This window comes from Tolypothrix sp. FACHB-123, from assembly GCF_014697075.1.
Lineage (GTDB): Bacteria > Cyanobacteriota > Cyanobacteriia > Cyanobacteriales > Nostocaceae > Aulosira.
Genome location: NZ_JACJRE010000011.1, coordinates 1 through 15,932, shown reverse-complemented (window position 1 = coordinate 15,932; position 15,932 = coordinate 1). Strand labels below are relative to the sequence as shown.

Annotated in this window: 15 protein-coding genes; 14 read left to right on the top strand and 1 reads right to left on the bottom strand. The window is 40.2% G+C overall.

Features of this window, described 5'->3' with window-relative positions; translation table 11 throughout:
* Positions 1-133 precede the first annotated feature (133 nt).
* On the bottom strand, positions 134-928 hold the full coding sequence (gene modA, locus H6G41_RS09985; protein WP_190746010.1) for a molybdate ABC transporter substrate-binding protein: 795 nt from the start codon (positions 926-928) through the stop codon (positions 134-136).
* Between the two features lie 262 nt (positions 929-1,190).
* Here modA and H6G41_RS09980 point away from each other — a divergent pair, with 262 nt between their 5' ends.
* The 14 genes from H6G41_RS09980 to H6G41_RS09920 all read left to right on the top strand — a co-directional run bounded on the left by H6G41_RS09980 (position 1,191) and on the right by H6G41_RS09920 (position 15,834).
* The gene (locus H6G41_RS09980; RefSeq protein WP_190746009.1) at positions 1,191-2,030 is read left to right on the top strand and encodes a Pvc16 family protein; all 840 of its coding nucleotides are present in this window, start codon (positions 1,191-1,193) and stop codon (positions 2,028-2,030) included.
* Between the two features lie 29 nt (positions 2,031-2,059).
* Complete coding sequence (locus H6G41_RS09975; RefSeq protein ID WP_190746007.1) at positions 2,060-3,721, top strand: phage tail sheath C-terminal domain-containing protein; 1,662 nt, start codon at positions 2,060-2,062, stop codon at positions 3,719-3,721.
* 128 nt (positions 3,722-3,849) lie between these two features.
* Positions 3,850-4,311 carry a phage tail protein gene (locus H6G41_RS09970; protein ID WP_096643397.1) on the top strand — a complete coding sequence of 154 codons (462 nt, stop codon included), beginning with the start codon at positions 3,850-3,852 and terminating at the stop codon, positions 4,309-4,311.
* A gap of 258 nt (positions 4,312-4,569) precedes the next feature.
* Entirely contained in the window at positions 4,570-5,064 is a 495-nt protein-coding gene (locus H6G41_RS09965; RefSeq protein WP_190746005.1) for a phage tail protein, read from the top strand.
* Positions 5,065-5,075: 11 nt separating this feature from the next.
* A complete protein-coding gene (locus H6G41_RS09960) occupies positions 5,076-5,405 on the top strand; it encodes a hypothetical protein (RefSeq protein WP_190746003.1) in 330 nt (109 codons plus the stop codon).
* A 117-nt stretch (positions 5,406-5,522) separates the two neighbouring features.
* Positions 5,523-5,903, top strand: a complete 381-nt coding sequence (locus H6G41_RS09955) for a phage tail assembly protein (RefSeq protein ID WP_190746002.1) — start codon at positions 5,523-5,525, stop codon at positions 5,901-5,903.
* Complete coding sequence (locus tag H6G41_RS35980) at positions 5,849-6,052, top strand: DUF6760 family protein (protein WP_306790425.1); 204 nt, start codon at positions 5,849-5,851, stop codon at positions 6,050-6,052. The genes H6G41_RS09955 and H6G41_RS35980 overlap by 55 nt, the downstream gene beginning before the upstream one ends.
* Entirely contained in the window at positions 6,049-8,514 is a 2,466-nt protein-coding gene (locus tag H6G41_RS09950) for an FHA domain-containing protein (RefSeq protein ID WP_190745999.1), read from the top strand. Before H6G41_RS35980 ends, H6G41_RS09950 begins: the two co-directional genes overlap by 4 nt.
* Positions 8,515-8,655: 141 nt before the next feature.
* Positions 8,656-9,579: a homoserine kinase gene (thrB, locus tag H6G41_RS09945; RefSeq protein WP_190745996.1), complete on the top strand. Its 924-nt coding sequence runs from the start codon at positions 8,656-8,658 to the stop codon at positions 9,577-9,579.
* A gap of 9 nt (positions 9,580-9,588) precedes the next feature.
* Positions 9,589-10,098, top strand: coding sequence for a hypothetical protein (locus tag H6G41_RS09940; RefSeq protein WP_190745994.1), 510 nt, complete (start codon positions 9,589-9,591; stop codon positions 10,096-10,098).
* 483 nt (positions 10,099-10,581) lie between these two features.
* Positions 10,582-12,195: an NAD(P)H-quinone oxidoreductase subunit 4 gene (locus H6G41_RS09935; RefSeq protein ID WP_190745992.1), complete on the top strand. Its 1,614-nt coding sequence runs from the start codon at positions 10,582-10,584 to the stop codon at positions 12,193-12,195.
* Between the two features lie 355 nt (positions 12,196-12,550).
* Positions 12,551-13,312 (top strand): DUF2993 domain-containing protein, encoded by a 762-nt coding sequence (locus H6G41_RS09930; protein ID WP_190745990.1) that lies wholly within the window; start codon positions 12,551-12,553, stop codon positions 13,310-13,312.
* A 97-nt stretch (positions 13,313-13,409) separates the two neighbouring features.
* Complete coding sequence (gene crtO, locus H6G41_RS09925; protein ID WP_190745988.1) at positions 13,410-15,104, top strand: beta-carotene ketolase CrtO; 1,695 nt, start codon at positions 13,410-13,412, stop codon at positions 15,102-15,104.
* Between the two features lie 316 nt (positions 15,105-15,420).
* Positions 15,421-15,834, top strand: a complete 414-nt coding sequence (locus H6G41_RS09920; protein WP_190745986.1) for an AAA family ATPase — start codon at positions 15,421-15,423, stop codon at positions 15,832-15,834.
* Positions 15,835-15,932: the final 98 nt, after the last annotated feature.

Genomic DNA, 15,932 nt, shown 5'->3' with positions numbered 1-15,932 from the left:
ATATTTAATAACTAATTAGTATAATAACCAAATAATCTTTTATTGAAAATAAGGCAGAAGACAGCAGAAGGGGTGAAATTGTCATGCGATCGTTGTGGGAGCGATCGCATGACCCGGAGTCAATAATAATTAATTAAGGCAAAATAAAACCAAATCTCTTCAGTACAGCCTTAGCTTGATTACCAGTTAAATACTGGGCAAAAGCTTTCGCTGCTCCAGTGTTTTTACTAGCTTTAAGCACTGCTATTGGATACACTATCGCCGAATGATATTTTTCATCAGCCGCCACAACGATTTTTACTTTGTCAGAAATTTTGGCATCAGTGATATAAACTAAACCCGCATCGGCGTTACCACTTTCTACTGCCGCCAAAACTTGGCGGACATTGTTAGCGTAGACAAATTTCGACTTTACATGAGACAAAATTTTTAACTTTTGCAGCACTTGTTCGCCATATTGTCCGGCGGGTACACTCCTGGGTTCACCAATGGCAATTTTTTTAATTTTGGCGTCTTTGAGATTGTAGAAACTAGTGATGCCTACAGTATTTTTAGGCACAATCAAGACTAAGCGGTTTTTCGCCAAAATACTGCGGGTACCTGGAAGTAGCAATCCTTTTTGTTCTAAAGCATCAACTTGTCTATTAGCAGCGGAGATAAATATGTCTGCGGGTGCGCCTTGCTCAATTTGTTGCTGTAAAGCGCCAGAAGCCCCAAAATTATAACTAATATTGACATTTGGTTGACTTTGTTGGTATTGAAGTTTAATTTCCTCTAAGGCATCTTTCAAACTAGCAGCCGCCGATACGAGCAGGTTGGTATTAGATTGGGCAACTACAGGCGAGGGTGCAAACATTGGTAAACTAATTGCTAACAAGCAGCTAGCTAATGCCGTACCAATCAAGGCGAGAATGGATCTTCTGTTCATAGTCAAACTGCGATCGCGGTTTTGTTACATAGTTTATGGTTGGTAAAATACTACCAATACACCGCAAATTTACCAAGTAAATTGGTAATAGTTCGCTAACAAAACACAATTGCCACTTTTTTTATCAAGCAATGGCGTGGGAAAAATCCAGCTTGTTGAAACTATGTGGCTGATAAAAATCTCGACAAAAGTCTAATTAACTTCCTCTGGTAGGTACAGATAGTCTAGATACATCTGGATTCGCTACCAGCCAACTACCTTCATGCTTATCTTCGTTCTTCAAACTTTAGCAGAAATTCTAGCTGGAGGAACCTCACTCACCAGTACAGAGCAAATTGACTTTAGTCATCCCAGTAATCGACGGGAAGAGGGTGCAGGGCCAACTCTCAATTTGTACGTTTATGACATTCGTGAGAGTAAGCAGTTTCAACAATCTGGTAGACAAGTGGAACGTAAAGCTTCACGGAGTTTACAACCCACATCTGTAGGTTGGTCACCTAATTGGTTTGATGTCTCTATGCTATTAACAGCTTGGGATAGAACCGCCTTAGGCGAACATCATTTACTCAGCGAAGCCTTAACAGTACTGCTGCGTCATCGGTCTTTGCAAGAAGACTATTTAGTTCCAGAACTGCGGGGTTATGGGAATTTATCTCTGACAGTGGCTTTAGATCCACCAATCGAGATTGGTTCATTGTGGAGTGCGCTGAATGTACCATTGCGTTCCGCCTTGTATATCACAGCCATGATTCCAGTTGAACCACAAACCACCCTCGTACCGCTAGTTTACGAACGGATTTTCAATTTGCAAAACCAATTGAGTGAGAATGGTAACGGCACAGTAGTTACCAGGCGAGTAGCGATCGCAGGTATGGTGAAAAGTGCAGTTACTAATTTACCCTTAACTACAGCAGAAGTAACTATACAAAGAACTAAAAAATCAGCGATAAGCAATCAAGAAGGGCTGTTCTTTTTTGAAGACATTCGTCTGGGTAATTATGTCTTGACAGTCAACTGTCCCGGCTATTTACCCCAAAATGTCAATGTCTTGGTGGATAGCCAAAGTTATAGCTTCAAAGAAATCTTACTAACTCCTGAATAAATACATTTAACTGACTTGGAGAGAATTTCATGGCTAGACTAGATTACTTTGCGCCTGGTGTCTATGTTGAAGAAATAGACCGAGGTAGTAGACCAATAGAGGGTGTCAGCACCGCAGTAGGTGGGTTTGTTGGTTTTACCGAAGATATTCGTGATGGGGCTGAACTATTTAAGCCCATGTTGATCACCAATTGGACGCAATATCTCAACTACTTTGCCCGTCCTAACTCTGATGGCTTCACCGATTTCAACGCTTATTTACCCTTCGCCGTTTATGGCTACTTTATGAATGGTGGCGGTCGCTGTTGGGTAACTAGTATCGGTACACAATTACCAGGCGCGCCCAAACCACCAAATCCAGAACCAGCCAACATTCGGATTAGCGGTCGCGGTAACCGTCCCACCCTCCGATTGACTTTACGCCCCGAACAAGCAGCCGGTGGTGCGATTAATATCTTCATTAGTGATAGCGGCCCTCGTGCATTACCTGAAGGTACAGAAGGCGAACCACCACCAAATACAGGGGAATACTTTACAGTCCAAATCCGTCGAGGTGATGAAGTTCTCGAACAATATGAGAACTTAACCATGAATCGCGAAGTTCCCGCCCAAGTAGCAACTTATGCGATCGCGGCCTTGAGAAACTCGATGTATATCAACGTCGAAGATATTTCTCAAGCTGGACAGCCTTTATCTCGGCGTCCGACTAATGGCCAGTATGAACTAGCGCCCCCTATTGTCGCCCAAACAGTCGATAGATTTTCGCGAGATTTTGAAGGGGTACGCGACGATCGCACAGGGGTAAGAGGGATTTTTGAAATCGATGAAATCACCATGCTAGCCTGTCCCGACTTAATGCGGGCGCTTCAAGCAGAAGTGATGAATCTAGATCAAGTCCACGGGATCATGGAACTGATGATTAGTATGTGTGAGGGTTCTGCTAGTGGCGACGTTCCTAACCCACCCAACCGCATGGTTTTACTCGATCCACCTCCAGAACAAACCAAACCCCAACAGGTAGTGGAGTGGTTGAACAGATTTAACCGCCGTTCCATGTTTGCGGCGCTGTACTATCCTTGGATTAAAGTACCCAACCCACGCGATCGCGGTAATCCCATCCTCATCCCTCCTTGCGGACATGTCATGGGTGTGTGGGCGCGTACCGATGAAACCAGAGGCGTTTACAAAGCACCAGCCAACGAAGTCCCTAGAGGCGTCATTGGTCTAGGCTATGAAACCAACTTCCGCGAACAGGAACTGTTAAACCCCTTAGGAATTAACTGTATACGCACCTTCCCCAACCGTGGTATCCGCATCTGGGGCGCAAGAACACTAGTAGAACCAGATAAAACCGAGTGGCGTTACATCAGCGTCCGCCGCTTAATTAGTTATATTGAAAAATCCATCGAATTAGGTACTCAATGGGTAGTTTTTGAACCCAACGATGAAGATTTGTGGGCTAGAGTTAAACGCACAGTCAGTAACTTCTTAGAAAGAATTTGGCGTGAAGGTGCTTTGTTTGGTGCTTCTCCAGAACAAGCATTTTATGTCAAATGTGACGAAGAACTCAACCCACCCGAAACCAGAATTTTAGGCCGTTTGTATGTAGAAGTCGGTGTTTGTCCAGTCAGACCAGCAGAGTTTGTCATCTTCCGAATTAGCCAATGGAACGGCATTGAAGACGAAGAATAGTATTTCCAATTTCACCGAATTTTAGATTCTTGGATGGAAGAAATTATCAATCTCAAATTTACTATCTAAAATTCGGTATCAATTCCCGCTTAAATCTACAAACTACAATCACAATCAGGAGTTAAGTTATGCCAGGTCAACAAGAGTTATTAGCTGCTTGTCTGTTTTATTTTGAAGCAGATGGAGTTACAGAGAAATCTATTAAAGAAATTAGCGGTTTAGGTGTAGAAAATACCCCTGCTCAAGAAGTACATGGCTCTACAAAAGGCGGTAAAATTTGGCGACAAGCAACTCCTACCGTTACCAAATTTACGAATATTACCCTAAAAGTAATTGCCACCGCTGATGTAGACCTTTATCAATGGTACCAAAAGTGTAACGAGGATATGGGTACACCTCGGCAGTGGAATCAAAATCGGAAATCAGCTTCTGTAGTTGCCTATAATCAACAACTCACAGAAGTGGCGCGCTGGAATATTGTCAATTGCTATCCTGTAAAATATACAGGCCCAACACTAACAGCTTCTAGTGGTGATATGGCTACAGAAACAGTTGAATTAGTTCATGAAGGTGTTAAACGTGTTAAATAAAATTTCCCTAATTCATCGTTTCTGATTCAGGGCTATTTACAATCTTTGTGAAACCTGACTATTGAGGTTTTCTAAAGAAGCGTGAAAAGTCAGTTTTGACAGGGAGAAAATAAACTACTGTATTTTACACCAATTCACTAAAATCATGAAACAGATCCAAATCCAGGAACCATAGCAAAATATGGATTTCTGAATTTTGAATTTTGAATTTTGAATTGGTATTACTCCCTGTCCTCTGTCTTGATTTGGTAAAAAAAAGTGGCTCAAGCAACTGAAAAACTTCCAGAAATTCTTGCTGCCCATAGATTTTATTTAGGATTAGCATTAGACGGTCAAAAAGATAATAGTGATTGCTACTTTTTGGAATGTCAAGGTTTTAAAAGAACCCAAGATGCAATTGAAGTCTCTGAAGTTACCCCTAATAAATGGGGAGTAGCAGCTAAAGGTTTAGTAGTCAGAACTAAAATACCGGGAAATGTCAAAAGTGGCAATCTCACTCTCAAGAGAGGGACAATTGCTAACTCTATGGTTTTCTGGAAATGGTTTGAAGAAGTACAAAATGGTAAATGGGCAAATCAAAGAAAACTCATGGCTTTATCTATTTATAATCAAGCCAGTCAAGAAGAAGCGAGATTTGAATTAGCAGGTGCTTGGCCTGCTAGTTATAAAATAGCCGATTTAAACGCCCGCAGCACCGACTTACATATTGAAGAACTGGAGATTGCTTTCGAGGAATTTAAACGAGTGAAGTAATCAGGAGAATTATGTTCCCGACAGAGTTTGAATTTACATTACCCAAGGGGTATCTAGACGCAGAAGGTAACCTCCACCGCAAAGGTATCATGCGCTTATCAACAGCGATAGACGAAATCGCACCATTGCGCGATCCACGAGTTAAAGCTAATGAAGCTTACGCTACAATTATTATTTTGTCGCGCGTCATTACTCGCTTGGGCGCTCTCTCGGAAGTAACTCCTGCAATTGTGGAAAACTTTTTTTCCCAAGATTTAAATTACCTCCAAGATTTTTATCGTCAAGTCAACGGTTTAGAAAGTGGAAATTCTCCAGCAGCAGATTTAGTTAATAGTCAATAGTCAATGACAAATGACCATCTTAAATTCCCGACTTCTACCTTGGTCTAAAAAAGAAGCCGGGACTTTGCCTTAACTGCTTAGAATCTATAGAATCTATAATCTAAAACTAAAATTGGTATGGGTCGTAAGCAAGATAATCTTATCAGTGAATTTAGCTTCATTCTTCCTAGAGGATTGATTGATAGCCAAAATCGAGTTCATCGTCATGGAGTGATGCGTTTAGCTACCGCCAAAGATGAAATTTTGGTACAACAAGAACGCAAAGTTCAGGAAAATCCAGCCTATGGTGCTTTGGTCATGCTAGCACGAGTTATTACCCGCTTAGGCAGCTTAAACTCTGTTAGTCCCGATTTATTAGAAGGTCTACTCTTGCATGATATTGCTTATCTGAGAGAATTTTATAATCGTATTAATCAACAAGGAAATGTGGAGATACCTACACAATGTCCTCATTGCAATACTCAATATTCCGTCGAACTAAAACTCGCGGGGGAGTAGTCAGCTACCCCTCTGATACCTTATATGAGGAGGTAGCTTTTATCGCTTATCACTTCCACTGGTCACAAGATGATATTTTTAATTTAGAACATAAAACCCGTCAACGCTGGGTTACAGAAATTAATAAAATTAATCAAAAATTATTATGAAAATAAAAGTTAACTACTCACCAACGCTGAATGAAGTTAACGAACTTGATTTAGCATTAGCAACTACACCAAAAGGAGAATGCATTATCGGCCGTTCTCCAGATTCTGATGTAGTGTTGGACAGTCCAGATGTTAGTAGGGTACATGGCAAATTCTTTATTCAAAGTGGAAATTACTATTTTTGCGACCTTGGTAGTAGAAATGGCTCCATAATTAACGGTAAAATAGCCGAAAAAAATAGACCATTCTTATTAAAGGACAAAGACATTATTCGCATTGGCGATTACATGATGATAGTGGAAGACATAATTCCAGTGTCAGAACAATTGGCAGAAACAGTATTTAGAACTATAGATCCAGCAATATTTTCTGGGCGACTTAGCAATGACAGTGTTAGCAATCTTCCTAATCAAACTCCAGAGGTAGTCAGTGAAGTTCCACAACAGCTGAGTTCAGAATCTGCGCCTGAACTTAGCCAGCTGCAAAGCGAAGTGGAAGCCTCAGAATTAGAAGAAGCAATCAACGCCCTAGAAAGTATCTTAGAAACTCCTGAAGAAACTGGCGAACAACAAGCTGATGTAGCTACGCCAATAGTCGAACAAGCTACCTTTATACAACCCCAAGATGTGATTACGCCAACACCAGAAGCGGTAAGCGAAGTTACCCCAACTATTAATGAAGAAATTGTTGCGACACCCACATCAGAAGAAGTCACTCTTATACAACCAGAAGATGTAATTACACCGACAGCAGAAGAAGTCACCCTTATACAACCAGAAGATATAATTACCCCCACACCAGAAGTAGTAAATGAAACTCCTTCAGTCATAAATGAAGAAATTGTTGCGACACCCACATCAGAAGAAGTTCCCTTTATCCAAACTTTAGAAGCGGTAAATGAAACTCCTTCAGTTATAAATGAAGAAATTGTTGCGACACCCACATCAGAAGAAGTCACCCTGATACAACCAGAAAATGTAATTACCCCCACAGCAGAAGCAGTAAGTGAAACTTCTTCAGTTATCAATGAAGAAATTGTTGCGACATCCACATCAGAAGAAATTCCCTTTATCCAACCAGAAGATGTAATTACCTCCACCGCAGAAGCAGTAAGTGAAACTTCTTCAGTTATCAATGAAGAAATTGTTGCGACACCCACATCAGAAGAAGTTTCAGTAAATGAAATTCCAGGAGATATTAACGAGCAAGATATTGATTGGGATGCAGAAATTCCGCGGGAGTTTACTATAGTTCAACCACGAGATATTGTTATCCAACCATCTCAGATGGTGAATGAAATTCCTACAGATATCAGTGAAGAGAATATTGCTGCGAATGAGGAAAGTCTCCAAGAACTGACTAATGTACAACCGCGAGATATTCTTAGCCAAACACCAGAATTAATCAGTAAAGTTCCCGCAGATGTGGCGGAAATTCTCCAAGATTTCACTATTATCCAACCACGTAATGTAAATCTACCATTTGAGTCAGTTAGCGAGCCGAGTGAAAGTATTAGTAATGAAGATGATGTAGATGAAATTAAGGTAGATATTGCACCAGTAGAAGCACCAGAATTTGTTGATAACTTTACTCCAGAATTTAGTCATGATGATGAAGATACATTTACAGAAGATGTACTGATTGTGTCAGGCTATGTTGTTAGCGCTCCACCGGATATGCTCAGTGAAGATACTGACATCAGTGTTGATGATACAGCAATAGTTGAAACACCTCCAGTGCCAGAAATCAGCAATCAAGAAGTTGATGTAAGTGCAGAAAACACCGAAGAAATTAGTCCAGATATTGGAGATTTAGAAACTGCACAAGATATGGAAGTTCTGTATTCAACAGTCAACGAAGTTGAGGAATTAACTAATATTGAGTCTTTAGAAAAATCAGAAGAATTAGCTGCTATTTCTAATTCTGAGACCGAAGAATTAGAAGATGAAATAATGCCAGAATTAGTAAGTAATCAAAACTCAGAGGCAATTAGTCAAAGGTTGGAAGCAATTTTTGGCACAGAAAAAACACTATCTGATGAAATAGCCGAACAAGTACCTGTAAGTGAGCCGCAGCCAATGATCGATCAAAAAAATATAGTTCTTATAGCTCACGACAGCAAAAAATCGGAACTAGCTGATTTTGTGAATAAACACAAAGATTTTTTCTCACAAAGTCTGACTGTTGCTTGGCCATCTATCAGTGAAGTGTTAAATCAAGAAGCAGGTGTAACTGTTAGTCAACAAATTCCAGCAGCCACATCTGGAGGATATCAAACTATTAATTCTTTGGTAAATTCAGGAGAGGTTTTAGCAGTAATCTTCCTCAGAGATTTTCTCGTACCTCAGCCTGGTCAAGCTAATGAAGAAGCATTCTTAAGAAGCTGTAACATTAACCAAGTTCTTCTAGCAACTAATTTACCAACCGCAGAGGCGATCGTGCATTATCTCAAACATTTGTAGATACCTGCATTAAGTACAGTAGTAGGGGGCAAAGGAGAAATCATTAATATCCCATACCCCATACCCAATAACAAATCACAAAAAATGCGCAAATCAATCATTTACATGGGATGCTGGTTGATTGATTAGTGAGATTTGCAGATGTCTGTTGTTTCTGGTGTAACTGTTACTGTTCCCGCCACCACTGCTAATTTGGGGCCTGGTTTTGACTGCATCGGTGCAGCTTTAACGCTGTACAACGTGTTTAATTTCAGTCGTCTGGATGAAGGCGGGTTAATTATTCATGTCACGGGTGAGGAAGCTGAAAGGGTACAAACTGATGAGAGTAATCTGCTCTATCAAGCTTTTGTGAAGTTATATCAATATATAGAGCAGATACCGCCGAATGTAAAAATCGAAATTCAGCTAGGTGTGCCGTTGGCGCGGGGTTTGGGTAGTTCGGCTACTGCTATTGTCGGGGGTTTGGTTGCAGCGAATCAACTAGCTGGGGAACCTCTTTCGCAGCTGCAAGTAATGGAATTAGCGATCGCAATGGAAGGACATCCGGATAATGTCGTCCCGGCTTTATTAGGCGGATGTCGTCTGGCTGCTAGCAATGGTGCAGCTTGGGAAATTTGTGATGTACCTTGGCAGGAAAATATTGTTCCAGTAGTGGCGATTCCTGATTTTGAACTTTCTACTTCCGAAGCGCGGCGAGTTCTCCCCACTGAATTTAGTCGTGCTGATGCCATTTTCAATACCGCCCATTTAGGATTATTGCTGCGAGGTTTGGCAACCGGTAAGGGAGAATGGTTAAAGACAGCTTTGCAAGATAAATTACATCAGCCCTATCGTAAAGCTTTGATTCGTGGTTACGATGCCGTGAATATGGCGGCTGTGGCTGCTGGTGCTTATGGCATGGTAATTAGTGGTGCAGGGCCGACATTATTAGCTTTAGCCGATGCAGAACATGCTCAAGCTGTAGAAACAGCGATGCGAACGGCTTGGCAAGCAGAAGGAATTACAGCTGTAGTGCGATCGCTTTCTCTGGATAACCAAGGCGCGAGAAGCGTTAAACAAGGATAAACAGGAATTATGCAGCAAATTGTCTCAGAAATAGCAGCCATTCGCCAGCAAATTCAAGCTCTCGAACAAGAACGCGCTAGTTTCACTGTAAATAAGATAGTGCCCAGCGAGCATAATTCACCCAGCGCGATCGCCGAAGCTTACCGTCGCTTTGCTAGAGAAAATGCCCAAGTAGCTGTAGAAATCAAAGGTATTGATGATGCGATCGCCGCCTTGGAACTTCAGCTACAACAAAAACAAGCCGAACTCGCAAATTGGCAAATTAACTCCAAACAACTCACCCTCCAGCAGCAGTTAGAAGAAGCCAGAAGCGTCGCCCAAGTTCATGCGCAACGCATTAATCAACTCGCTGGCGAACTAGCAACCGAAATCCGTCTGCTGAAATCTTGCGCCGATGAGCTAAGTCCCTTGTATTGGCAAGTTTATTACAAACCCTTCATTACCGGCTTCAAGACAATCTCCGTTCCACACATCCGCTCAGATGGTGATGTGTGGACAATTGTCAACCGTATTGTTTAACCTCAGCCGCCATCACTATATATATAGTGCTACTACAACATTCAGCCCACAACAGTGGGCTTTGTAATGATAGCCCCAGGCTTACAGCCTGTGGGCGTTATATCGGATTAGCAGCTATCTTCAATCAAAATTACCCCCTTAATAATGGCGCGAGTAATCACTCACAACAAAGCTTTACCAATTGAGTTACAAAGAATTGATTGTTTCTTCCAGCAAATTTCTAAATTTAACTTTTGCTATAAGCCTATCACTGACTAGCTTCCAGCCCCTAAGCAAAATCTCTGTCTGAAATTAACACAAAAAAAGACCACACATTGACGTTGCAAAACTTTACAATTAGAATGGTGAACGGCAAAAAGATGAGTATTTATCTCTATCTAAATCTTAAGATTTACTCTCGTAGGGATAAATTACGTTTACAAATCTACAAGCTCGTTCATATACTGTAATCAAAAGAAAATTGTAAATCGATTGTCAAAAGTGATGAGTCTTATTCAAGTCCCTTGGCTAACAGCCATAATACTCTTGCCCCTGATGGCATCCCTAGCCATCCCACTGATTCCCGACAAAGAAGGTAAAACCGTTCGCTGGTATGGTTTGGGAGTAGCACTAGCAGACTTTGCCCTCATGATTTATGCCTTTTGGCATCACTACGACTTCCAAAACTCCGGCTTCCAACTAGTAGAAAAATATTCTTGGGTACCACAGTTAGGATTGAACTGGTCTGTAGCAGTAGACGGTTTATCAATGCCTCTAGTGTTACTAACCGGCTTAATTAACACCCTAGCAATCTTCGCGGCTTGGAAAGTAACCAACAAGCCGCGTTTATTTTATGCATTAATGCTGGTGATGTACAGCGCCCAGCTTGGCGTGTTTGTTGCCCAGGATTTACTATTGTTCTTCTTAATGTGGGAAATCGAGTTAGTACCTGTATACTTGCTGATTTCAATTTGGGGTGGACAAAACCGCCGCTACGCTGCAACTAAATTTATTCTCTACACCGCCGCTGCATCAATATTTATTTTGGTAGCTGGTTTTGCAATGGCATTCTCTGGAGATACCGTCACATTCGACATGGCGGCTCTAGGGATGAAAGATTATTCTACAGCACTTGAACTATTAGTTTACGCAGGTTTCTTAATTGCCTTCGGCGTGAAAATGCCAATTTTCCCTCTACACACTTGGTTACCTGATGCTCATGGTGAAGCCTCTGCACCTGGTTCCATGATTTTGGCTGGTGTATTGCTGAAAATGGGTGGCTATGCACTCATCCGTTTTAATATTGAAATGTTACCTAATGCCCATGTGACCTTTGCCCCAGTGTTGGCAATCTTGGGTGTCGTAAATATTGTCTACGGTGCTTGCTGCGCCTTTGCTCAAACTAACCTCAAACGTCGTTTGGCTTACTCTTCAATTGCCCACATGGGGTTTGTATTAATTGGGATTGCTTCCTATACAGAAATTGGGATCAGCGGCGCTGTTCTCCAGATGGTTTCTCACGGTTTAATTGCTGCTAGCTTGTTCTTCCTCTCTGGTGTAACTTACGAACGTACCCACACCTTGATGATGGACAAAATGGGCGGTATGGGTAAAGTAATGCCCCGTACTTTTGCTCTGTTTACAGTAGGTTCAATGGCTTCCCTCGCTTTACCAGGAATGAGCGGATTTGTCGGTGAATTGATGGTATTCCTGGGTATTTCTAGCAGTGATGTTTACAGTTCTAACTTCAAAGTTGTAGTGGTATTACTCTCCGCAGTCGGCGTAATTTTGACTCCGATTTACTTACTGTCGATGTTGCGTCAAGTATTCTACGGTAAGCAAAACGAAGAGTTACAACTCGATAAATTTATTCCTGATGTTAGACCCCGTGAATTGTTTATCACCGCTTGTCTTTTAGTTCCCATCATCGGTATTGGTTTATATCCCAAGTTAATCACCCAAACTTATGATGTCAAAGCAGTAGAATTAGCTGCTCATGCACGCCAAGTTCTACCAGTTGTTGCTCATCAGCAACCATCCAGTCTCTACTCTCGTTTGTTGAAAGCTCCAACATTGGCTGCTTCTCCAGTTGAAAGTTTGGTTAATATTACTGAGTAATTATATTTTTCACTAAGGGTGCTGCAAGTAAATTCTAAATATGAGGGGAAATAGGGTGGTTTTGCGACCACCCTACAATTTTATGTATTTTTGCCAGAGAATTAGCTGAAAACCAGACTAGAAAGATATCTGGTTAATTTTGAGCTTGCATCAAATTATTTATCTAACGAATCTATTTGTTTTGACGGTGCGTTACACTTCGCGGTAACAAACCCTACCTGTTATTCAAAAATCAAATAGCAATCTTGATATTAGTTTCTATCTTCCCAGTTACATATACCATGCTATAGATACCATCCTGAGCCTTCAAAGACTAAATTGAGTAGGTAAGCGGATACTAGGAGTATAGAAACTCATGCCAGATAAGCAAAGGCTGGAGGAGCAAATAATATCACAAGCAGCAGAAAATACCTTAGCCAACCGACTGGATGAAGTAGAACAAATAGACGTAGATGTGCGCACAGACCTGTTGAAAGTCGCCCAGGGACAAGTGGAAGAAGTTTCCCTAACTGGGAAGGGTCTGGTGCTGCAAAAAGATATCCGCGTACAAGAAATCAAAGTCAAAACAGATAGCATTGCTGTCAATCCTTTAAGTGCGATTTTTGGGCAAATAGAACTCAATGAGCCAGTAAATGCGATCGCGCGTATAGTCATGACAGAGGTTGATATTAATCATGCCCTGTCCTCAGATTTAGTTCAACGCCAAGCACAAATTTGGCAATTCGATGTAGATGGTGAATTTATTAGTTTTCATCTGCAACAAATCCAGGTATTCCTACCAGGTAGCGGTAAAATGGAATTTATCGGCAATGTGTTGCTAGAAGAAAAGGGACAAAGCCGTCCGTTAAGTTTTACTGCAAGGGTTAGCCCACCTACAAATTCACAGCCCTTGATGTTAGAAAGTTTTAACTGTACTCAGGGAGAAGGAGTTTCAGTCCCTCTAATTACAGCTTTAATGCGTAAGCTGAAAGAATTGCTCCAATCATCTTACTTTGCATGGGAAGATATGTTATTACGCATCAAAGATGTAGAGGTTCAAAAAGATAATCTCATACTTTTAGTAGAAGCCCATGTAAAGCAAATTCCTTCTACAGAAAACCTACCTTTAAGTAAGTAAGCTTTGCAGACAAACAATCAAAATTTACTTACTATTTTGGCTGTAAATTTCCTGAATTTTCTAAACTATCAAACCTACTCATCTCTAATTTCCAAATATGCAAGAATACGATGTTGTAATTATTGGCGCAGGACATAACGGTCTAGTTTGTGCTGCGTATTTACTGAAAGCTGGCTATAGTGTATTACTACTAGAAAAGCGTTCTGTTCCTGGTGGAGCCGCTACCACAGAAGAATGTTTACCCCAAGAAGCACCAGGATTTAAATTTAATTTGTGTGCTATCGATCACGAATTTATTCATTTAGGGCCAGTTGTAGAAGAATTAGAACTCGAAAAATACGGTTTAGAATATCTGGAATGCGATCCAGTAGTTTTCTGTCCTCATCCTGATGGTAAATATTTTTTGGCACACAAATCTCTAGAAAAAACTTGTGCAGAAATTGCACGTTACAACGAACGTGATGCGAAAAAATACGCCGAATTTACAGACTATTGGCAACGGGCATTAGGGGCAATGATTCCCATGTTTAATGCGCCACCAAAGTCAATTATAGATATCCTTGGTAACTACGATATTACAAAACTCAAAGATTTATTTTCTGTCATTGGTTCGCCTAATAAAACGCTGGATTTTATTCGCACCATGTTAACCAGCGCCGAAGATTTACTAAACGAGTGGTTTGATGAAGAATTTCTCAAAGCACCCCTAGCAAGATTAGCGGCTGAACTCGGCGCACCACCATCACAAAAAACTATTGCTATTGGTGCAATTATGATGGCAATGCGTCACAATCCTGGTATGGCGAGACCTCGCGGTGGTACTGGCGCACTTGTTAAAGCTTTGGTTAATTTAGTTACTAGTAAAGGTGGCGTAATTCTCACAGATCAACATGTAGAAAAAGTGTTGATTGATGATAAAAAAGCAGTAGGTGTGCGGGTTGCTGGTGGTAAAGAATATCGAGCTAAATATGGCGTTATTTCTAATATTGATGCCAAGCGATTATTCTTACAAATGACTGATAAAAGTGATATTGATGCAGTCGATCCAGATTTATGGGAAAGATTAGAGCGGCGAATTGTCAACAACAACGAAACTATTCTCAAAATAGATTTAGCTTTAGATGAACCATTACGCTTTCCTTACCATGCACATAAAGATGAATATCTAATCGGTTCTATTTTGATTGCCGATTCTGTTGCTCATGTAGAACAAGCTCATAGTAAATGCACTTTAGGAGAAATTCCTGATTCTGACCCATCAATGTATGTTGTTATGCCCAGTGCTTTAGATCCAACTTTAGCACCGCCGGGTAAACATACGGTGTGGATTGAATTTTTTGCTCCTTACCAAATTGCAGGTGCAGAAGGTACAGGTTTAAAAGGTACAGGTTGGACAGATGAATTAAAAAATCAAGTTGCAGATAGGGTTGTGGATAAGTTAGCAACCTATGCACCAAATGTGAAAAATTCAATTATTGCTCGGCGTGTAGAAAGCCCAGCAGAATTAGGAGAAAGATTAGGTGCTTACAAGGGGAATTATTACCACGTTGATATGTCTTTAGATCAAATGGTATTTTTCCGTCCATTACCAGAAATAGCCAACTACAAAACACCTATTGATAATCTATTTTTAACTGGTGCGGGAACACATCCCGGTGGTTCAATTTCTGGGATGCCGGGACGCAATTGTGCTAGGGTGTTTTTACAAACCAAACATCCGATTGCCCAGACTTTAAAAGATGCGAGAGATTCAATCAAGTCTACTGTCGGTTCGGTGTTTGGAATTATTTAGATATTGCTGTCTGAAGGGATAAAAATTTTATACAAAGGTGTAAAAGCTTAAACATTTTATGTCTTTGTATAAAATTATTTTATTTATACATAATTCAAAATATTTATTAACGTACTTTGAATTGTCCTAGCATACTTATTTGATAAATCACAACTTATTAATTGATCTGACGAGTATTTTTGAGTATTTATTTAATTGTTCGGTATAAAAATCCAAAACTAACTTTTTATTCAAAAGAGTTAAATTATCATGTAAAATATATTGTTGGTTTATAAATGTATAATACTCGTGTACTATACAACGCAACAGTTATTTTATGGAAAAACTATTAGTAAAAAACTTTTTAAACCTCAATGAAATTGAACTTAATTTATCAAAAATAAATATTATTATTGGTTCCCAGGCTAATGGGAAAAGTATAATTGCTAAATTAATTTATTTTTTTAAAGATTTCTTTATTAAATATCGTTCTTCCATTGCTAACAAACAAAAAAAAGCAGACTTTGATAAAAGTATAATTGTTAATTTCAAGACAATATTTCCTGACTATTCTTGGAGTAATCAGGTATTTGAAATCGAGTATAAATTTAATAGCTATTCAGTATTTCTATACAATCAAGAACTAGAAAATAGCAAATATAAATTATCTCTGGAATATTCAGAATATTTAGTAAAAATGCGCAGAAAAATAACTGCGGAATATGAAAATAAAACCAAAAACCTTGAGTAAACCTCGTCTAACTTGAAACCCGTAGTTTTTCCTCATCAGGGTCAAGATGATTTTTCACCCACAAGCGATCGCTAATTTCAAAGGAATTGGAATTGATA